This window comes from Stenotrophomonas nitritireducens, from assembly GCF_001700965.1.
Lineage (GTDB): Bacteria > Pseudomonadota > Gammaproteobacteria > Xanthomonadales > Xanthomonadaceae > Stenotrophomonas > Stenotrophomonas nitritireducens_A.
The window spans coordinates 321,105-340,979 of the sequence record NZ_CP016756.1 but is presented as its reverse complement, the minus strand read 5'-3'; the positions used below and the strand labels follow the sequence as shown (position 1 = coordinate 340,979).

Genomic DNA, 19,875 nt, shown 5'->3' with positions numbered 1-19,875 from the left:
TCAGCGTTTTTTTGGCAGATCGACTGCGCCGGTGATGCCGGAATGGTTGACCGAGCCGCTGCCGACACGTTCCACCTTCAGGCTGGCGGCACCGCGCACGTCCAGGTCACCCGAGCCCAGCGCGCCCAGGCTCACAGCGCCGCGGCTGTCACGGATGTCCACATCACCCGAGCCGATGCTCTCGATGCTTACCGCGCCCTGCACGCCGTGCAGCTCGACATCGCCGGAGCCCACGGTGCCGACGCGGGCATTGCCGCGCACACCATTGGCCTTGACGTCGCCCGAGCCCACCGACAACACGTACAGCGAGCCGATATTGTTGAATTCGACATCGCCCGAGCCCACTGCGGCGGTAGCCAGGCCCTTGATGTCGCGGGCACTGACATCGCCCGAGCCGACATCGGCGCTCATGCTCTGCGCGCCGGCCAGCGAGGCGTCGCCGGAGCCGACCTTGAGCTGTACCAGCACGTCATCAGGCAGGCTGCCGGTCAGGTCCAGGTAGGCGTAGTTGCTGCCGAAGTTGAAATGCAGGCCCTGGTTCCTGCGCTCCAGCGTCACCACCAGTTTGTCGCCCTCCTTGCGCTGGCTCAGCGAAAGCTGGTCGAGCAGTTCCTGGGTCGAGGCGCAGGCACGTCCGCTGAGGGCGGCCTTGGCACCGGGGCTGGCCTGCAGGCGCAGGTCATGGCTGTTGACCTCGAAAACCACGATCTTGCTGCCGGCCAGGTCCAGATTCAGCGACTTTGGTGCGGTTATCGCGCAGGGCTGGGCGGCGAAGGCGGCGCCGGGTGCCGCCAGCAACGCGGCCAGTAGAAACGTCTTGTACATGAACATTCTCCTGATCGAGTGTCAGATGTCGTCGCGACGGCGGCGCAGATAAACCGCTCCAACGATAAGGGCGATACCTATCACTGCGCCAATCCAGATGTCGGGATCGGCCAGTACCTTGCTGAGGCTGTGGTGCTGCAGCAGCCACTGCACCAGGTCGGCAGGGCTCTGGATGTCATCGTTGCCGATATTGGTGTCGGTCAGCCCGCGCGGCAACCAAGAGGACGGGAACACGCTGAGCAGGCCGCGGTAGGCCACGGTGTACCAGATCAAGCCCAGAGGCAGTTTCACGCCTGGCATGGCGCCGAGGATGCTGATCATCGTGCAGGCCATCAGTGGCAGCAGCACCGCCCACAGGAAGGGCTTGGAACGTACCAGCGCCGAGCAGAACATCAGCCAGCCGACGGTCGGCAGTGCCCACAGCAGGCTTACCGGCAAGGTGCTCAGGACCAGGCCCAGGATCCGGAACGGGTGCGAGTGTGTGGCAATGGCCCAGGGGCTGGTGGCACCGGCGGCGGCCGCACCAATCATGGCAACCACCCAGAGCACCAGGCCGACGATCAGGCCGATCGCCATCGCGATCAACGGTGCCAATACCAGTGCCCACAGGGCCTTGGACAGCACGGTCTGGGTGTCGGAAACCGGCAACGATTTCCAGAACAGCACGCTGCGGTCGCGGCGGTCGTCGTAGAGGCTGCCAAGCGCGTAGAAGAACACCACGAAGGCCAGTATCAGCGAGGCCAGGAAGATGCCCGCCAGCAGCAGGCCATCGCCGAACGCGCCCATGACCTTCAGGTATTCGCTGACATCGCCGATCTCGTTGATGCCGTCCGAATTACGCGCGGCGAACGCACCGATCAGGGCGCCGATGATGGCGAACAGGATGGCGATGCCGCCGGTGATGACCTGGGCCCAGACGAAGCCGCCGCGGTTTTCCCAGTACTCACGCTTGAGCAGCCACTTGAATTTGCCCAGCGGGGTGATGTTGTGGTGGGTGGCGTTCATGCGTAGGTTCCCTTCATGGTGGCCACGAACAGGTCGGCCAGGCCGGGGGTGCGGATTTCGCCCATGCCGGCGAGTTGGTTGCGGTCCGCGCCATCAAACAGCAGCACGGTCTTGCCAAAGGGCAGGGCACGCTCGTCGATCGGTGCCAGTGCGCGCGCGGCATGCACCGTGTCGGCCGAGGTCAGCAGTTCGGTGTAGCGGTCCGCCAGGCTTTCCATGTCCGAGGACAAAACGATCCTGCCATCGCGGATGAACAGCACGTCGGTGAGGATGTGCTCGACTTCTTCCACCTGGTGGGTGGTGATGATGATGGTCTTCTGCTCGTCGAAGTAATCCTCCAGCAGACGCTGGTAGAACTCCTTGCGGTACATGATGTCCAAGCCCAGGGTGGGCTCGTCCAGCACCAGGACCTTGGCGTCGATGGCCATCACCAGGGCAAGGTGCAGCTGTACCACCATGCCCTTGGACATCTCGCGCACGCGCTGCTTTGGGCTGAGCTTGGTATTGGCCAGGAAGCGCTCGCAGCGGGCGCGGTCGAAGCGCGGATGCACGCCGGCGACGAAGTCGATCGCCTCCTTCACCCGCAGCCAGCGTGGCAGCACCGCCACGTCGGCGATGAAGCAGACATCATTCATCAACTCGTCGCGCTGGCTGCGTGGGTCCATCCCCAGGACCTTCAGCTCGCCGTCGAACGAGGTCAGCCCGAGCACGGCTTTCAACGCCGTGGTCTTGCCGGCACCGTTGGGGCCGATCAGACCGACGATGCGGCCCGGTTCAATGGAAAAGCTGGTGTTGTCCAGCGCTGGCTTCTGCTTGTAGGCCTTGCGCAGGCCCTTGGCGGAAACGACGGCTTCGACGGCGGCGTTCATAGAGTGGTCCCCGGTGGCAGCAAATCTTTCATTGTCAGGCCCAGCCGCTGGATCCGCTCCAGCACGGCCGGCCATTCGTCATTGAGAAAGCGGTCGCGCTCGTTCCCGCGCAGTTTCTGCGCAGCTTCCTCGGTCATGAACATGCCAAGGCCACGGCGCTTCTCGACCAGGTTCTCGTCGGCCAACTCCTGGTAGGCGCGCGAGACGGTGATCGGGTTCAATTGGTATTCGGCCGCAACCTGGCGCACCGAGGGCAGGGCGTCGCCCGGCTTCAGGATTCCGTCCAGCATCATCGCAATCACGCGATCCTTCAGCTGGCGGTAAATGGGAGCGCCATCGCTCCACTGGATATCGCTCATGGGTCAGCTCCGCGAATTCAGCTGTGCGAAAGAAAAGTAAGGCATCGAAAGGCTGGTCCGCATCCGTCGAGCCGGTCGTTTCGCTTTGGGGGTATCGTCGGCGTCCTGTCCATCACCGCCCACCTGGGCTGCATAATCGCTGGCAACGGCGAGACCATTGCCGAGCGAGGTCGAGCAACCCAGCAACAGCAAGGTGCCTGTGACCATCAGTGCGTGGAGAGCGTGTCTGCCGTGCTTGGTGTTCATGAAGGCCCCTGTGTAGGGTGGCTGGTGTTGTATGCAACTATAACACCGACACGCCGGGATGCAACTGGTTCTGCCCCAACTGATGGCCTATGCCATCTCAAACGGCTTGCCGCACTCAGGAGACGCTGGTGAATATTCGTAATGTATTGATTTCAATTGCATTTATTGCTTCTGCAGGTGGCGCGCTGGATGCGGTGGCCGGCCCATTGCTGGACCGCAGCTACCGTTCCCTGGCCGGGAAAGAGGAGGTGAACCTGAATCGTGCATATGGCGGCAAGGTGCTGCTGGTGGTGAATACCGCCTCAAAATGCGGGTTCACCCCACAGTACGAAGGTCTGGAAGCATTGCAGCAGGAACTGGCGCCCCGTGGATTTGCCGTGTTGGGCTTTCCGTCCAATGATTTCAGGGGCCAGGAACCGGGCACCGAGGCGCAGATCCAGGAGTTCTGCACGCTTACCTATGGGGTGAAGTTCCCCATGTTCGAAAAAGTGCACGTGGTCGGTCCGGAAGCGACGCCGCTGTACCAGGACCTGACCCGTCTCAGTGGCGTGGCGCCGGGCTGGAACTTCCACAAGTATCTGATCTCCCGCGATGGGCGGGTGCTGGCCCAGTTCCCCAGCAAGGTGAAGCCGGATGACCCGGAACTGCGTGCGGCAATCGACCGCGCGCTGGCCGCAGCGGCACCACAGCGCTGACGCGCCTCGACATCTGCGGCGCGCATGCGACAATGTCGCCCCTCGCGCCGCCGGTGGCGTTTGTTCACTTCCAGGAATGCAGCGAATGAAGATGGGAAAGCGTGGCGCGGTTGCGTCGCTTCTGATTTTGGCGATGGCGGCCCCAGGGGTCGTTTTTTCGCAACAACCTGCCGCTGCGGCGGCGACCAAGGAGAAGTCTGTTTTGACCTCGGATCGTGAAAAGATTGGTTACGCTATCGGTATCGACGTGGCCAGCTCGTTTGAGCCGATTGCCTCGGAAGTAGACGTGGCTGCATTGCGCCGCGGCGTGGAAAACGCGTTCGCTGGCGGCCAGCCGCTGCTGTCGCAGGAAGAAGCTCAGAAGACCGACCAGGCATTGCGCACCTTGATGATGGTCCGTTCGGGCCAGCAGGTGCCGGGCATGGCGCCGGGCAGCCAGCCGCCGTCGGTTGACCGCGAAAAGGTCGGCCTGATGCTGGGCAGCTTCGCGGTGGGCCCGTCGCTGGCACGCATCCAGAAGGACATCGATCTGGATTCGGTGTTCCAGGCGGTCACCACCGTGTTCTCCAAGGGCACCCCGCTGATGAACCACGAGCAGGCGCAGGCCGTGCTCCAGGCCTTCAGCAGCACCAAGGAAGCGGAAATGAAGGCCGAGGCCGGCAAGGCCGCCCAGACCAACCGTGAAGAAGGCAATGCCTTCCTTGCCAAGAACAAGACCGTGCCGGGCGTGGTGACCACCCCGTCGGGCCTGCAGTACCAGGTGATCCGCGCCGGCAGCGGCGAGCGCCCGGTTGCCAGCAGCCGCGTGCGCGTCAACTACGAAGGCAAGCTGCTCAACGGCGAAGTGTTCGACAGCAGCTATACCCGCGGTCAGCCGGTTGATTTCGGTCTGGACCAGGTCATCAAGGGCTGGACCGAAGGCGTTGCTCTGATGCCGGTCGGCTCCAAGTACCGCTTCTGGATTCCGGGCGAACTGGCCTACGGCGAAGCCGGCACCCAGGGCGGCCCGATCGGCCCGAACGCAACGCTGACCTTCGACGTCGAGTTGCTGGGCATCATGCCGTAAGGCTGGGTACGGAGTAGGCGCAACCATGCGTGTAGCTATTTTCGGCACTGGCTATGTGGGTCTCGTCACCGGGACCTGCCTGGCGGAAGTAGGGCACGATGTGGTCTGCGTCGATATCGACCAGTCCAAGGTCGACGGCTTGGAGCGGGGCATCATCCCGATCTACGAGCCCGGCCTGGAACCGATGGTGAAGGCCAACCACGCCTCCGGGCGGCTGGCCTTCACCACCGACGCTGCGCAGGCCATCGCCCATGGCGAAGTCATCTTCATCGCGGTGGGTACACCGCCCGATGAAGACGGCAGCGCCGACCTGCAATATGTGCTGGCGGTGGCGCGCACCATTGGCCGCCATCTGGCGCGGCCGACGGTGGTGGTCAACAAGTCGACGGTACCGGTGGGTACCGCCGACAAGGTCCGCACCGCCATTGCCGAAGAGCTGGCGGCGCGCGGCCAGGAAATCGCCTTCGATGTGGTTTCCAATCCCGAATTCCTGAAAGAAGGCGATGCAGTCGCTGACTGCATGCGCCCGGATCGCATTGTCATCGGCGCCAGCAGCGCGCACGCGGTGACGGTCCTGCGTCGCCTGTACGCGCCGTTCAACCGCAACCGCGACCGCGTGGTGGAAATGGATGTGCGTTCGGCCGAGCTGACCAAGTACGCCGCCAACGCGATGCTGGCGACCAAGATCAGTTTCATGAATGAAATTGCCAATATCGCCGAGCGTGTGGGCGCCGATATCGAACGGGTGCGGCAAGGCATCGGTTCGGATCCGCGCATTGGCTGGCACTTCATCTACCCCGGCGCTGGCTACGGCGGTTCCTGTTTCCCCAAGGACGTACAGGCCCTGGCGCGCACGGCGGCCCAGCATGGCCACACGCCACAACTGCTCAATGCAGTTGAAGCGGTCAACGCGGCGCAGAAGGGCCATCTGTTCGAGCTGATCCAGCGTCATTACGATCGCGGCGAGGACGAAGGCGTGCGTGGCAAGACCTTCGCGGTGTGGGGCTTGGCATTCAAGCCGAACACCGACGACATGCGCGAGGCGCCGAGCCGCCGGGTATTGGCGCAGTTGTGGGAGGCTGGCGCCAAGGTGCAGGTGTTTGATCCGGAAGCCATGGCCGAGGCGCGGCGCATTTTTGGCGAGCGCGAGGATCTGGTTTTCTGCGACTCGGCGTTTGCAGCCTTGCATGATGCCGATGCGCTGGTGGTGATCACCGAGTGGAAGCAGTTCCGCAGCCCGGATTTCGCGCGCATGCGCGAGGCCCTGGGAGATGCGGTGGTATTTGACGGCCGTAACCTGTACGACCCGGTAGAGATTGAAGCTGCAGGGCTGGCGTATTACGGCATTGGGCGAGGACGTTCTGTACATGCATGAGTCACCTTCCGAGCAGCGCGAACAGGCGCTGGAAGCCCGTCTGGTCGAGTTGGAGATGCGAGTCTCCTTCCAGGAACAGGCTTTGGCGGAGATGAGCGAGGCATTGGCCGACGCCCGCATGCAGGGGTCGCGCAATGCCGATCTGCTGCGCCATCTCCTTGACGATCTGGGCAAGGTACGCACGGCGTTGTACGCCGATGCCGCCGATGAACCACCGCCCCCGCACTACTGATATTTCCTATGAGTGACAATATTCGCGACCAGCTGCTTGGGCTGGGTTTCAAAGCTGCTCCAAAGCCGGAACGCAAGCCCGAGGCGCGCCGCGATGGGCGCCCGCAGGGCACGCCCGGCCAAGGCCGGCCTCAGGCGGGCAGCAACAAACCGGCACATGCAGGCAGCAACAAGCCTGGCCACGCCGGCAAGCCCGCACATCCTGGCAGGCCAAGTCAGGGCCGGCCCGCGCAAGGCCCGCGCAAGCCGCGCTCGCAGGAAGACATCGACCTTGCCAAGGCCTATGCGATCCGTGCGCAGAAGGAAAAGGACGAGCGCATGGAAGCGGAGCGGCTCAAGCAGGAAGAAGCACGCCTGCGCCGCGAGGCCCGTGCCAAGCTCGACGAGCTGATCAAGGACAAGGGGTTGAACGATCCCAACGCCGACATCGCCCGTCACTTCCCGTATGGCGGCAAGATCAAGCGCATCTACGTCAATGCCGAACAGCTCAAGGCGCTCAACGCCGGCGAGTTGGGCGTGCTGCAGCAGAACGGCCGCTACCTGCTGGTGACGGCGCAGCTGCTGGCCGAGGCCGAACAGGTGTTCGCACAGGCGGTGGCGCTGAAGGTTGATCCGAATGCGCCGGCCGATGCCGACCCGTATGCCGATCCGCAGTACCAGGTGCCGGACGATCTGGTCTGGTAACCGATTCGATTTGATGCAGACAACGGGCGCCAGTGGCGCCCGTTGTCATGAAAGGGAATGCAATGCAGGGACATCTGAAGCAGGAAGGCTACTTCCCTCATATCGACGGTCTGCGCGCTGTTGCCGTGCTTGCCGTCATTTTCTACCACCTCAATCCTAATTGGTTGCCGGGTGGCTTCACTGGTGTGGACGTGTTCTTCGTCATATCCGGTTTTGTCGTCAGTGCGTCGGTAGCACGGTCTTCCCGTCTGGAAGGCTGGAAGGGTGTGCTCGGTTTCTATGCGCGACGCATGCGCCGGATCATGCCGGCGCTGCTCGTCTGCCTGCTTGCAACGGGGCTGTTGAGCACGTTTTTCATTCCCGAATCCTGGCTCAGCGAAACCAGTGGCAAAACCGGCCGCATGGCCTTTGTCGGCTTGAGCAACTGGGTGTTGGCCGGCACCGGCAATGACTATTTTTCGCCGCGCAGCGAGTTTAATCCTTACACCCATACCTGGTCGCTGGGTGTTGAGGAGCAGTTCTATCTGCTGTTCCCGTTGCTGTTTCTGGGCTGGGAAAAAGGAGGGAAGGGACGCGGGCTGTCCATGCTGCTGTTCGCCTTGGCAACGGCCGGGTCGCTGGCTTTTGCCATCAGTCGCGCGCTGCAGGGCGGTTACGAGATTCAATCCTTCTATCAGACGACGACGCGGTTCTGGCAATTGGGCGTGGGTGTGTTGTTGTTCCAACTTCTGTCCATGAGAGGGCGATTGAATGCCGCTGATGGGCAACCGGGGGTTTGGCATTCACTACTGCTGGGCGCTTGCGCTGCTGTGCTTGGGTACGGCTTGTGGGCTGCACGGCCTGGCCATTCACCTTGGATCGATGGCTTATGGCCGGTATTGGGTACGCTGGGCTTGCTGGCACTGCTGCAACGTTCCGCGTCGGGCTGGATTGGCAGCTGCTTGTCGCTGCGGTCCATGGTTGTGGTTGGGCGTATGTCGTACTCGTTGTACCTCTGGCATTGGCCAGTGTTCGTTCTGTTCCGCTGGACCGTGGGTTTGGGGTCGCTGCTTACTGGTACGTTGGCGCTGCTGTGCACCGCACTTTTAGCTTGGGCATCCTGGCGCTGTGTAGAACAGCCTGCGCGCTTCGGCCGACGCTGGCGTGGCTCGGATCTGCGTTTGGTAGCCGGTGGTGCACTGGTGTTGTTGTTGGGTATGGGGCTGCAGAAGCAAGTGGAACGTGCAGCCAAATACGTCTCGCTGAGCACCGTCAGCCGGCACCCGCTGGATTGGTATCCATATTCAAAGGGCTTGAAGAAGGAATTCCCCGACTGTGAGCTGGTTTTCTCGCGCCTGCCGGTTGCCGGCGGCCAGGTGCAGCAGTTCGAACGAGGCCAGTGCGCGGATGGCAAGGGGACTACTCAGCGCCTGTTCGTTGCCGGGGATTCGCATGCACTGGCTTACGGGGAGATGCTCCGGCGGTTGGTTCTGCTCGACGGTGGGCAGGCGCGACTGTACGCCAGCGCAGGTTGCGCCTTCATCGACCTGCAGGGGCGCCGACAAGCCGATTCCGCCTGCGATGCGTATGTGCGTAATACACTGGCGGACGTCACTGCACATGCGCAAGCAGGCGATGTGCTGTTGTTGCCTGGTCTGCGTGTGCCGCGGCTGGTTGAACAATACAGCCTGTTTGATCGTGAGCAGGCGTTTTTCAGGGTAAACAGTGATGCATCTGTCGCGCAGCGAAAGGCTGACGTCGAAGCAGCCATCGCCGAGTTGAAGCCCTTGGCCGAGCGTGGCGTGCGTATTGTGCTGGAGGCGCCCAAGCCGGTATTGGGAGCGCCGCCTTTCCGTTGTTCAGATGCATTCAATCGGCACAATCCGATCTGTGTACACGGAATGACGGTGTCGCGCGAACAAATGGAGGCACTGCGCGCACCGGCACTGTCCAGCCTGCAGCAGGTGGCGCAGGCCTTGCCGGGCGCTAGTGTCTGGGATCCCTTGCCTGTGCTGTGCCCGGGGCCGGAATGTCTTCCTGATGATGGCGGAAAACCATTGTTCTTCGACGGCGATCACCTCAGTGGTCACGGCAATCGGATGTTGCTGCCTTCCTTCCGCGCCCACCAGACAACGTTGAGTCGATAACGCTTGATGTCAATCGCAGGACACGGCTTGCAAGAGCCGTCCGGCGGCGTCCTGTTCCGAATGTGCGGTGCATGGGGCGGCGAGTTCGTCGGGTCATGGGTCAGGCGCATCGCTACGCGGGCCCTGCATTCCTTCAAGGGCAACTATCAATCCCTTCGTGCTGTCACTGTTGCTGCCGGCGTTGCGGGACTGGCCGGTGACAACTGGGCGCGTGTCAGCGATTTTTGCGTGAAGGCGGCACCCAGTACCAGGCGATTAAGGTGCCCAGCAGGGCGAAGCAGCCGCCGACCAGGAAGGCGACCTTGCCGTCGCCGAACTGCCACAGCTGGCCGGCGATCAAGGCGCCAAGCACGCCGCCGAGACCTGACGAGAAGCCATAGAACAGGCCCTGGCCGTGACCGTTGAGGTTGCCTGGGAAATAGCGTGCCAACAGCTGCATGGCCGAGGCGAAGAAGGCTGAAAAGCCTAGGCAGTGGGTGGTCTGCGCGACCAGCATCACCGGCAGGTTGTCCGGCCATAGCGCGGTTGCCCACCAGCGCAGCACCGCACTGGCCATGGAAATGATCAGCAGCCAGCTGGCATCCCAGCGGCGGAAGAAGCGGGCGATCAGGAAGAACACCGCAACCTCGAACACCACGCCTACCGTCCACATCAGGCCCAGCAGCGAGGTGCTGTAGCCGTGCTGGTCCATGTAGACCGAAAAGAACGTGTAGTACGGGCCGAACGAGAGCTGTTCGAGAAAGGCGGCAATGAAGAACGCCATCACCGGCTTCTGCCGCACGATGCTCCAGAAGCCGCCGGCAGACTGGCTGTGCGCGCCGATGTTGCGGGCATAACGGTTGAGGAAGGCTGAGCCGGTCATCAATACGAACAATGGCAGCATCAACCACGGCAGCTTGCTGGCGCCATGTTTCTCGATCAGCCAGCCAAACAGCGTGACCACCAGGATGAAGCCCAGCGAGCCCCATACCCGGATCATGCCGTAGCGATGACTGTCCGTACCCAGATGGGTGAGCGTGATCGACTCGAATTGCGGCATCACCGCGTTGTAGAAGAAGCAGAACGCGATCATCACCGCGTACAGCGTCCATTGCGGCGCAGGCACCAGGAAGCCGGCAAAGCAGGCAATGGTCAGCACGCAGCCGATGCGCAGCCAGCGTATTGGATGGGGCGATACCGCCGCCAGCGAGGTCCAGGTGCTGGGCGCAACCACGCGGGTGGCATACCACAGGCTCATCATCACGCTGATCGCGGTGATGGTCATGCCACGCGATTGCAGGTACAGGCTCCAGTACGGAGTGAACGCACCCAGCGCGGCATAGTAGAAGAAATAGAAACTGGACAGCCGCGCGGTGGGCACGGTCCGGGATGGCAGGGCAGGGGACGTCATGGATGGGCGCTGGGGGCGCTGGGCAACAGAGGGGGCGCGGCGTTTGCCGCCGCCGCTATTGTGCCTTTTGCTGGCCTTTGATGGCAGTTCGCGGATCAGCGATTTGAAAACTGCTCATGCCCCCGATGTAGCGCCTGTAGCCCGGGTAAGCGCAGCGCACCCGGGAAGTGGCAGTCAATAGGTCGCCTTGGCATGGCGCGAACAGCCCCGGGTGCGCTGCGCTTACCCGGGCTACCGTGCAGATCAGCGCCGTCGTTAGCGGGTGGCCTGCGCATTCCACTCGGCAACCTGGGCCTTGCTGTCGGACAGCATCCGGTCCAGTGCGGCGCGGTCGTAAACCTTGCCGCGCATCACCACGGTGGTGATTGCGCGGGTAGCGGCGATGTCCTCCAGCGGGTTGCGCTCCAGCAGTACCAGATCGGCAGCCTTGCCCGCGCTCACTGCACCATAGCGGTCGAGTTTGCCGAACCAGGCCGGGCCGGCACGGGTTGCCGACTGCAGCGCCTGCAGCGGCGTCAGGCCTTCGCGCACATACAGCGCCAGCTCGTTGTGCAGGCCGATGCCGGGGAAATTATAGGAGTTCAGAAAGCCTGCATCGGTGCCGGCCATGATCTGCACACCGGCCTGCTGCAGCATCGGCAGCACCGCGGCTACTTCGGTGTAGTGCGCGTGACGAGCCTGGATTTGCTCGGGTGTGGCCTTGGCGGCGCGCTCCACACGCCAGGCATAGGTGGCGCGCAGGCCGGGGCCGATATAGGCCAGATAGGGATCCTGGTCACGCGGCTCGACATCGAGGAAAGCGATGATGCGGCCACCGTCCAGGGTGGGCGTCACCGCGACACCGGCCTTGGCGAATCGCTCGTAGGCCTGCATCGCGGTGGCGCGGTCAAAGCCGCTGCGCAGGCGCCGGTTGGCTTCGGCGCGGTCGATGCGGCCGGCGGCGAAATCGGCGGCAATGGCGGCTTCATCCTTGACTCCGGCCTTGTAGGCATAGTCCAGGTGCTCGATCGAGCTGATGCCGGCGTCGACGGCCTGGCTCACCGTTAGCGCCATCGGGATATGCCCGGAAGTGCGCAGGCCGCGCTGCTTGGCCTGGCCCACGGCATAAAGAAACAGCTCCGGCGACAGCGTGCTGTCGGTGATCTTGACGAAGTCGACCTGGTCGCGTTGCTCGCGGTCCAGCGCGGCATCCACGCCGGCCTTGTCACCTGCTTCCAGGGTGCCCTTCCAGACCGGGGCAATACCTTCGATCTTGGCGCCGGAGGTGAACAGCTGCGGGCCGAACAACTGGCCGCTGGCGATCTGTCCGCGCCAGGACAACACCTGCTCGGCGAGGTCGCCCGAGGCGTCGCGGACGGTGGTGATGCCATGCGCCACGTACAGGGGCAACAACGCCTTGTTTTCCTCGATCAGCGCCGGGCCGCCGCCGAAATGCACATGCATGTCCCACAGACCGGGGATCAGATACCTGTTTCCTGCATCGATGGTCTCGGTGGCCGTCCATTGCTTGGCCAGTTCTGCATCCGCGCCGACGGCAAGGATGTCGGTGCCACGGATGGCCACCGTCTGCCCGGACAGTGCGCGCCCCTGTTCCACATCGATGACGGTGGCGTGGCGGATCAACAGGTCAGCGCGGGAAGGGGCAGCAAGCGCCGGTGTACTGGCGGCGAGCATGGCCGACATCAGCAGGCAGAGGGTTTTGTTCATGGGGTTTCCAGTGGTGTGCGGCGTGTTCATGTTCACTGCATGCCTTGTTGGAGCGCCGCGCTGAGGGCGCTGGCAGCGCTCGGGGGATTGGCCTGATCTCTGCAGCGATGCTACAAGCACAGCTCTGCATCTAGAAATTAAATGTAATGGTAAGGATCAGTGGAAAATCAAATAGGGTGCATTACGAACTGGATCTGTTGCGGGCGCTTGTGACGGTGGCTGATTGCGGCAGTTTCACCGTGGCGGCGACGCGCCTGCATTCCACCCAATCCACCGTCAGCCAGAAGCTGCGTCGGCTTGAAGAGCTGGCGGGACATCGCCTGCTCGACCGCGGCGTGCGCGACGTAAGGCCCACCGACATCGGCGAAACCGTGCTGGGCTACGCGCGGCGCATGCTGGCTTTGAACGAACAGCTGGGCGAAGTGCTGGCCGGTGCGGGCGCGGCGACGGTGATACGCCTGGGCGTGCCGGAGGATTTCGCGGCCGGGCGCACCACCGGCATGCTGGCCGAGTTCAGCCGCACCCATCCGCAGGTCAAGCTGGAGGTCAGCAGCGGCTTGAGCCGAGCGTTGACCGAAGCATATGACCGCGGCGAGCTGGATCTGATCCTGGTCAAGCAACGGCGCGGCAGCCGCGAGGCGGTGGCGTGCTGGCCCGAACCGATGTGCTGGGTGGACAGCTTCAGCGCGCCGTCGTTGCTTCTTAGCCCGGTGCCGCTGGTGGCGTTTCCGCCGCGAGGCATGTATCGCGAGGACATGATCGATGCGGTCGAGGCCCTGGGCCGGCGCTGGCACATCAGTTTCACCAGCTCCAGCCTGGGCGGCATCCAGTCGGCGGTGGCCGATGGTCTGGGTATCAGCCTGTTGCCAGCGCGCGCGGTGACGGCTGGGCACAAGGTACTGGGGCCGGAAACCGGCCTGCCGCTGATCGACAGCATTGAACTGGCGTTGCTGCACCGTGCCGCGTTGGAACCGGAAGCCAGGGTGCTGGCTGGCTTGCTGCTACGCATGCTGGAGCAGGAAATGGCGTGAGCCGGGCCGCGCTCAGAACAGGTCTTCGACCGGCGTGTCCAGCAGCTCTTTGGCGCTGTGGGTGAAGCGGCGCAGGCTGGAGATGCCCAGGTCACGGATCAGCGAGTGGGTGGTATGCCCCAGCGCCGAGTTGTAGATGTCCTGCGGCGCGACGTTCTTGCCGTGCACGCCGGGCATCAGGTCAATGCCGGCCGCCGCATAGCAGTGCTGCACCATCGCCGAGCAGTACAAGGCGCCTTCCTTGGACAGCAGGTTGCTGCGGCGGCGCAGGCGGGTGCTGTGCATGGCGAACAGGGTGCCGACCAGTTCGCTGAGCGAATAACTGGACAGGCCGGACAGCAGGTCCAGCGCGGCGATCTGCACCTTGTGGGTTTGCGCTGCGTCCAGGCCGAAATCGAGGATGGCCAGGTTGGGGAAGGCCTCGTCGTCGAAGTAGCGATCCGCGCGGTTTTCCTGGGCGCCCAGACGCAGTTGCCGATTGCGCAGGTCCAGGTCCGATTCCAGCACCCACCAGTGCCCGTCCAGGCGTTGTTCGCTGAACAGGAACGCATGCGACCACAGGCTGCGGTGTCCGTCCTGGGTCAACGGCGCCTGCGCCTTGCGGATGGCCTTGCCTATCCAGTCGTCGGTGCCGCACAGGCCGATGCGGCCGGGGGCGGCATGCTTGCGGATCAGCTCGGCGTTGCGGCTAGGCATGGGAGGGCGGCCAGGAATGCAGCGTGCAGGATAGTGGCTGCCAGCGGCCTTGTCGCCGCTGGCAGGGGCAGGATCATTCCGGATCGTAATCGAGGTTGGAGGCCAGCCAGCGTTCGACCTGGGCGCGGTCCACGCCCTTACGCCTGGCGTAGTCGTTGACCTGTTCGCGCGACACGCGGCCGACCACGAAGTACTGGCTCTGCGGATGACTGAAGTAATAACCCGAGACGGCCGCGGTAGGCAGCATGGCGAAGCTCTCGGTCAGCGACATGCCGATGCCCTCAGCGCCCAGCAGTTCGAACAGCGCCTGTTTCTCGCTGTGCTCGGGGCAGGCCGGGTAGCCCGGGGCGGGGCGGATGCCGCTGTACTTCTCGGCGATCAGTGCCTCGTTGTCGAGCTGCTCACCGCTGGCGTAACCCCAGAACTCGGTACGCACGCGCTGGTGCAGGCGTTCGGCCATGGCTTCGGCCAGGCGGTCGGCCAAGGCCTTGAGCAGGATGGCGTTGTAGTCGTCGTGGTCGGCTTCATAGCGCGCGACGTGGGCGTCGATGCCGATGCCTGCGGTCACCGCGAACGCGCCGATCCAGTCCTGCTTGCCGCTGTCTGCCGGTGCGATGAAGTCGGCCAGGCAGAAGTCCGGGCGCTCGGCCGGCTTGTCGACCTGCTGGCGGAGGAAGTGCAGGGTGCGCTGTTGATCTAGCCCCTCTCCCTGCGGGAGAGGGGTTGGGGTGAGGGTGCTTGGCACAAGCGAAGAAGCTGAGAGCTTGACCTCATCCGCCCTTCGGGCACCTTCTCCCGCAGGCGGGAGAAGGGAAGAAGCGGCACTGTCTCCCGCGAGCGGGAGCACGGAGAGCACGACATCGTCTCCGCTGCTGTTCGCCGGCCACAGGCCGAACACCGCTCGCGCGGTCAGCCATTTCTCGTCAACGATGCGCTTGAGCATCGCCTGCGCATCGGCGAACAGATCACTGGCCTGCGGGCCTACGATCTCGTCGGTCAGAATCGCCGGGTACTTGCCGGCCAGTTCCCAGGCCTGGAAGAACGGAGTCCAGTCGATGACCGGAATCAGATCCTGCAGCGGGTAGTCGTCGAATACATGTACGCCGGGCTGGTTCGGTGTCGGCGGCGTGTACTGGCTCCAGTCGCAGTTGAAACGCTGGCCGCGCGCATGTTCCAGCGAGACCAGGCGCTTGGCGTCGCCACGGTTGCGGTGGCGCTGACGGATATCGGCGTAGTCGGCATCGTTGGCGGCGACGAAGCTTTCGCGCAGGTCGCGGGAGATCAGCGACTGCGCCACGCCAACTGCGCGCGATGCGTCCTTCACCCATACCGTCGGGGCGTCATAGAATGGATCAATCTTCAGTGCGGTGTGCGCGCGCGAAGTGGTCGCGCCGCCGATCATCAGCGGCATGTCGAAGCCCTGCCGCTGCATTTCCTTGGCGACGTGGCTCATTTCCTCCAGCGAGGGCGTGATCAGGCCCGACAGGCCGATGATGTCGGCGTTCTCGGCACGCGCCGCGTCGAGGATCTTCTGTGCCGGCACCATCACGCCGAGGTCGACCACCTCGAAGTTGTTGCAGGCAAGCACCACGCCGACGATGTTCTTGCCGATGTCGTGCACGTCGCCCTTGACCGTGGCCATGATGATCTTGCCGTTGGTCTTGCCGACTTCGCCGGTGCGCAGCTTTTCTTCTTCGATGAAAGGCAGCAGGTAGGCCACGGCTTTCTTCATCACGCGGGCGGACTTGACCACCTGCGGCAGGAACATCTTGCCGGCACCGAACAGATCGCCGACCACGTTCATGCCGTCCATCAGCGGGCCTTCGATCACGTCGAGCGGGCGGCTGGACTGCTGCCGCGCTTCTTCGGTGTCTTCTTCAACCCAGGCATCCAGCCCTTGCACCAGCGCGTGTGCCAGGCGGTCACGGACCGGGCGTTCGCGCCAGGCGAGATCCTCGACCTTCTGCTCGCCCTTCTTGCCCTTGTAGCGTTCGGCGATTTCCAGCAGACGCTCGGTGCCATCGCGGCGGCGGTTGAGGATCACGTCCTCCACGCGCTCGCGCAGTTCCGGATCGAGCTGGTCGTAGATCGGCATGGCGCCGGCATTGACGATGCCCATGTCCATGCCGGCCTTGATGGCGTGGTACAGGAACACCGAGTGGATCGCCTGGCGCACGGTTTCATTGCCGCGGAACGAGAACGAAACGTTCGACACGCCGCCGGATACATGGCAATGCGGCAGGGTGCGTTTGATGATGCGGGTGGCTTCAATGAAGTCCACCGCGTAGTTGTCATGTTCCTCGATGCCGGTTGCGACGGCAAAGATGTTGGGGTCGAAGATGATGTCTTCCGGGGGGAAGCCCACTTCTTCGGTGAGGATGCGGTAGGCGCGCGTGCAGATTTCCACCTTGCGCTCGCAGGTGTCGGCCTGGCCGACTTCGTCGAAGGCCATCACCACCGCGGCGGCACCATAGCGGCGTACCAACCGCGCATGTTCCAGGAACGCGGCTTCGCCTTCCTTCAGCGAGATCGAATTGACCACGCTCTTGCCCTGCAGGCACTTCAGGCCGGCTTCGATCACGCTCCACTTGGACGAATCCACCATCACCGGGATGCGGGCGATATCCGGCTCGGACATGATCAGGTTGAGGAAGCGGGTCATCGCCTTCTCGGAGTCGATCAGGCCCTCATCCATGTTGACGTCGAGGATCTGCGCGCCGCTGGCAACCTGCTGGCGGGCGACCTCGACGGCTTCTTCGTAACGTTCTTCCTTGACCAGCTTGCGGAACTGCGCGCTGCCGGTGACGTTGGTGCGCTCACCGACGTTGATGAACAACAGGTCCGGGGTGATGACCAGTGGTTCCAGGCCGGACAGACGGGTGTAGTGGGTTGCGGTGTCGTTGCTCATTACCAGACCTTGAAAACCTGTCCATTGGCGATGCCATCGATGCTGCGCTGGTAGGCAAGTGCGGCGCGGGCGGCGGAGACCGGTTCAAAGCCGGGGAAGAAATCACCGTAGGCATCCAGCGCTTCGCTGAGCACGCTAGGGCTTACCGCGTTGATGCGCAGGCCACGCGGCAGTTCTAGTGCAGCAGCGCGTACGAAGCCTTCGATAGCGGCGTTGACGCTGGTGGCGCTGGCGCCCTGCGCGATCGGCTGTTCGGTCAGGATGCCGGTGGTCAAGGTGATGCTGCCGCCGTCACGCAGATGCTGCTGGCCCAACAAGGCCAGCCGAATCTGGCCCAGCAGTTTGTCGTGCAGGCCCTGGGCGAACTGTGCCGGGCTCATTTCCGACAACGGCCCGAAGTGGACACTGCCGGTGGTGGCGACGATGGCATCGAGTGGGCCGACGGCCTGCAGCAGCGCGCTCACGCTGTCGTCGCTGCCAAGATCGACGCTGTGCAGCGGGTCCGAGCGCGACGCGGTGATGAGCTGATGCTGTTGCTGCAGATGCTGCGCAACCGCCGAACCCAGGGTGCCGCTGGCACCGACCAGCAGGATCTTCTTCATCGCGGAGTCCTCATGCGGCCTTGTCCGCAGCCTGCGGCAGCGCCCGTGGCGGCAACCCGGCGACCGCTTCGGCGATGGCGCGGATATGCTCGGGCGAGGTGCCGCAGCAACCGCCCACCAGGTTCAGCAGGCCGGACTGGGCAAACTCTTTGAGCGTGGTGGCCATTTCCTCGGGCGTCTCGTCGTACTCGCCGAAGGCATTGGGCAGGCCGGCATTCGGATGCGCGCTGACATAGCCACTGGAAATCCGCGCCAGCGTTTCCACATGCGGGCGCATGTCGGTGGCACCCAGTGCACAGTTGAAGCCGATCGACAGCGGCTGGCCGTGTGAGACCGAGGCGTAGAAGGCTTCGGCAGTCTGCCCGGACAGGGTGCGGCCGGAGGCATCGGTGATGGTGCCGGAGATCATGATCGGCAGGCGCCCACCGCGCGTATCGAATACTTCCTCGATGGCAAACAGCGCCGCCTTGGCATTGAGCGTGTCGAAGATGGTTTCCACCATCAGCGTGTCGGCGCCGCCGTCGATCAGGCCTTCGATGGCCTCGCGGTAGGTTGCGCGCAGTTCGTCGAAACTGGTGTTGCGGAAGCCGGGGTCGTTGACGTCGGGGCTGATCGAGGCGGTGCGGCTGGTCGGGCCGAGCACGCCGATCACGAAGCGCGGCTTTGCCGGGTTGCTGGCTTCGATGGCATCACAGCACTGGCGTGCAACCTGGGCACCGGCCTTGTTCAACTCATACACCAGGTGTTCCAGGTGATAGTCGGCCTGGCTGACCGAGGTGGCGTTGAAGGTGTTGGTTTCCAGCAGGTCCGCGCCGGCTTCAAGGTAGGCGGTGTGGATGCCGGCGATCACCTCAGGCTTGGTCAGCAGCAGGAGATCGTTGTTGCCCTTCAGGTCGTGCCCGCAACCGGCACCGTGGACATGCTGGCTGTCGAAACCCTCGGCAAAGCGCGTACCGCGATAATCGTCTTCCTCCAGACGGTGACGCTGGATCATCGTCCCCATCGCACCATCGATGATCAGGATGCGCTGGGCCAGGGCATCCAGCAGCTTGCGGACGCGATCGGGGTGGAGCCAGGGGAGGGCTTGCATAGGGCGGGCCGGGTGCTTGTGTCAGGATTGGTGCGCGATCAGCGAGATCACTTCGAAGTGCGGCGGGCGCTTTTCGCGGGTGACGGTCTCCAGACTGGATACTTCCAGCCCGGCCTTTTCCACGAACTTGCGCAGCTCCTTGCCGGTGAAACCGAGATTGACGTGGCCGTAGGCTTCCACTGCGGCCTTGTGCTCATGGCGGGCCAGGCTGCACAGCATCAGCCGGCCTTGCGGGCGCAGCACGCGCGCGCATTCGGCCACGGCCTTGGCCGGTTGGCTGGAGTAAGTCAGGGCGTGCATCAGCACCACCAGGTCGAAGCTGGCATCGGCGAACGGCAACTTGTGCATGTCGCCTTCCAGCACCTCGACATTCGGCAGCTTGCGCAGGCGCTCGCTGGCGGCGGCCACGACGCGGGCACTGGTGTCGATGCAGACATAGCGCTTTGCATGCGGGGCCAGCAGCTCGGCCAGCACGCCGTCGCCGGAGGCGATGTCCAGCACGTCACCGGTTTCCAGCAACGGCAGGGCGCTGCGCGCCATGGCTTCCCAGGTACGGCCGGGCGAGTAATGGCGCTCCATGTCGCCGGCGACGCTGTCGGCCCAGTTCTGGTCGGCCGCGCGCATCGCCAGCACCGCCGGCACGCGCTCGGCGTCCTGGCGCAGCAGCGGATCGTCGCTGCCACTGCTGAGGGCATGCCACAATGCGCGCTGCGCCGAATCCAGTGCGGCTTCGTCAAAGCGGTAATACGCCGAGACACCGGCACGGCGGTCGCGCACCAGGCCGGCTTCCTTGAGCCGGGCCAGATGGGTGGACACGCGTGGCTGTGCCAGCGTGGTGATGGCCGACAGTTCGGCCACGGTCAGTTCTTCCTGCTCAAGCAGCGTCAACAGACGCACGCGCGTCGCATCGGCGAACACTTTCAGACGGGTCGACCAGTCTTCCAGATCCATTAAATATCTACCTATCGCG

The 19,875-nt window shown here is 63.8% G+C and carries 19 protein-coding genes; 7 read left to right on the top strand and 12 right to left on the bottom strand.

The features are described 5' to 3' along the window. The 5 genes from BCV67_RS01475 to BCV67_RS19900 are packed head-to-tail and all read right to left on the bottom strand — an operon-like array spanning window position 1 to window position 3,304. A complete protein-coding gene (locus BCV67_RS01475; protein WP_062171311.1) occupies window positions 1-825 on the bottom strand; it encodes a DUF4097 family beta strand repeat-containing protein in 825 nt (274 codons plus the stop codon). 21 nt (window positions 826-846) lie between these two features. Then, window positions 847-1,830: an ABC transporter permease gene (locus BCV67_RS01470; protein WP_062166164.1), complete on the bottom strand. Its 984-nt coding sequence runs from the start codon at window positions 1,828-1,830 to the stop codon at window positions 847-849. Continuing rightward, complete coding sequence (locus BCV67_RS01465; protein ID WP_062166163.1) at window positions 1,827-2,699, bottom strand: ABC transporter ATP-binding protein; 873 nt, start codon at window positions 2,697-2,699, stop codon at window positions 1,827-1,829. The genes BCV67_RS01470 and BCV67_RS01465 overlap by 4 nt, the downstream gene beginning before the upstream one ends. Then, entirely contained in the window at window positions 2,696-3,058 is a 363-nt protein-coding gene (locus tag BCV67_RS01460) for a GntR family transcriptional regulator (RefSeq protein WP_062166162.1), read from the bottom strand. Before BCV67_RS01460 ends, BCV67_RS01465 begins: the two co-directional genes overlap by 4 nt. Window positions 3,059-3,061: 3 nt before the next feature. After that, entirely contained in the window at window positions 3,062-3,304 is a 243-nt protein-coding gene (locus BCV67_RS19900) for a hypothetical protein (RefSeq protein ID WP_156455719.1), read from the bottom strand. A 146-nt stretch (window positions 3,305-3,450) separates the two neighbouring features. Between BCV67_RS19900 and BCV67_RS01455 the strand changes: the two genes are divergently transcribed. From BCV67_RS01455 to BCV67_RS01430, 6 genes are all read left to right on the top strand, one after another. Next, complete coding sequence (locus BCV67_RS01455; protein ID WP_062166161.1) at window positions 3,451-3,999, top strand: glutathione peroxidase; 549 nt, start codon at window positions 3,451-3,453, stop codon at window positions 3,997-3,999. Between the two features lie 85 nt (window positions 4,000-4,084). Further along, a complete protein-coding gene (locus tag BCV67_RS01450; RefSeq protein WP_057628540.1) occupies window positions 4,085-5,065 on the top strand; it encodes an FKBP-type peptidyl-prolyl cis-trans isomerase N-terminal domain-containing protein in 981 nt (326 codons plus the stop codon). Window positions 5,066-5,090: 25 nt separating this feature from the next. After that, window positions 5,091-6,440: a UDP-glucose dehydrogenase family protein gene (locus BCV67_RS01445; RefSeq protein ID WP_062166160.1), complete on the top strand. Its 1,350-nt coding sequence runs from the start codon at window positions 5,091-5,093 to the stop codon at window positions 6,438-6,440. Next, complete coding sequence (locus tag BCV67_RS01440) at window positions 6,433-6,672, top strand: SlyX family protein (protein ID WP_062166159.1); 240 nt, start codon at window positions 6,433-6,435, stop codon at window positions 6,670-6,672. The genes BCV67_RS01445 and BCV67_RS01440 overlap by 8 nt, the downstream gene beginning before the upstream one ends. An 8-nt stretch (window positions 6,673-6,680) precedes the next feature. Then, on the top strand, window positions 6,681-7,355 hold the full coding sequence (locus BCV67_RS01435; RefSeq protein ID WP_062166158.1) for a DUF2058 domain-containing protein: 675 nt from the start codon (window positions 6,681-6,683) through the stop codon (window positions 7,353-7,355). Window positions 7,356-7,417: 62 nt separating this feature from the next. Continuing rightward, on the top strand, window positions 7,418-9,481 hold the full coding sequence (locus BCV67_RS01430; protein ID WP_062166157.1) for an acyltransferase family protein: 2,064 nt from the start codon (window positions 7,418-7,420) through the stop codon (window positions 9,479-9,481). A gap of 214 nt (window positions 9,482-9,695) precedes the next feature. On the opposite strand, the gene BCV67_RS01425 is transcribed toward BCV67_RS01430, so the two are convergent. Continuing rightward, window positions 9,696-10,871 (bottom strand): MFS transporter, encoded by a 1,176-nt coding sequence (locus BCV67_RS01425; RefSeq protein ID WP_062166156.1) that lies wholly within the window; start codon window positions 10,869-10,871, stop codon window positions 9,696-9,698. A 255-nt stretch (window positions 10,872-11,126) separates the two neighbouring features. After that, entirely contained in the window at window positions 11,127-12,554 is a 1,428-nt protein-coding gene (locus tag BCV67_RS01420; protein WP_428999533.1) for an amidohydrolase family protein, read from the bottom strand. Window positions 12,555-12,724: 170 nt separating this feature from the next. Here BCV67_RS01420 and BCV67_RS01415 point away from each other — a divergent pair, with 170 nt between their 5' ends. Beyond that, on the top strand, window positions 12,725-13,609 hold the full coding sequence (locus tag BCV67_RS01415) for a LysR substrate-binding domain-containing protein (protein WP_062166154.1): 885 nt from the start codon (window positions 12,725-12,727) through the stop codon (window positions 13,607-13,609). A 12-nt stretch (window positions 13,610-13,621) separates the two neighbouring features. Here BCV67_RS01415 and BCV67_RS01410 read toward each other — a convergent pair whose 3' ends face one another. The 5 genes from BCV67_RS01410 to BCV67_RS01390 all read right to left on the bottom strand — a co-directional run bounded on the left by BCV67_RS01410 (window position 13,622) and on the right by BCV67_RS01390 (window position 19,856). Beyond that, window positions 13,622-14,305: a hypothetical protein gene (locus BCV67_RS01410; protein WP_062166153.1), complete on the bottom strand. Its 684-nt coding sequence runs from the start codon at window positions 14,303-14,305 to the stop codon at window positions 13,622-13,624. Window positions 14,306-14,378: 73 nt separating this feature from the next. Then, window positions 14,379-17,213: a methionine synthase gene (gene metH, locus BCV67_RS01405; RefSeq protein ID WP_062166152.1), complete on the bottom strand. Its 2,835-nt coding sequence runs from the start codon at window positions 17,211-17,213 to the stop codon at window positions 14,379-14,381. Beyond that, window positions 17,213-17,815 (bottom strand): short chain dehydrogenase, encoded by a 603-nt coding sequence (locus BCV67_RS01400; RefSeq protein WP_062166151.1) that lies wholly within the window; start codon window positions 17,813-17,815, stop codon window positions 17,213-17,215. Before BCV67_RS01400 ends, metH begins: the two co-directional genes overlap by 1 nt. 10 nt (window positions 17,816-17,825) lie before the next feature. After that, complete coding sequence (locus BCV67_RS01395; protein ID WP_062166150.1) at window positions 17,826-18,905, bottom strand: homocysteine S-methyltransferase family protein; 1,080 nt, start codon at window positions 18,903-18,905, stop codon at window positions 17,826-17,828. Between the two features lie 21 nt (window positions 18,906-18,926). Then, window positions 18,927-19,856 (bottom strand): ArsR/SmtB family transcription factor, encoded by a 930-nt coding sequence (locus BCV67_RS01390; RefSeq protein ID WP_062166149.1) that lies wholly within the window; start codon window positions 19,854-19,856, stop codon window positions 18,927-18,929. Window positions 19,857-19,875 lie beyond the last annotated feature (19 nt).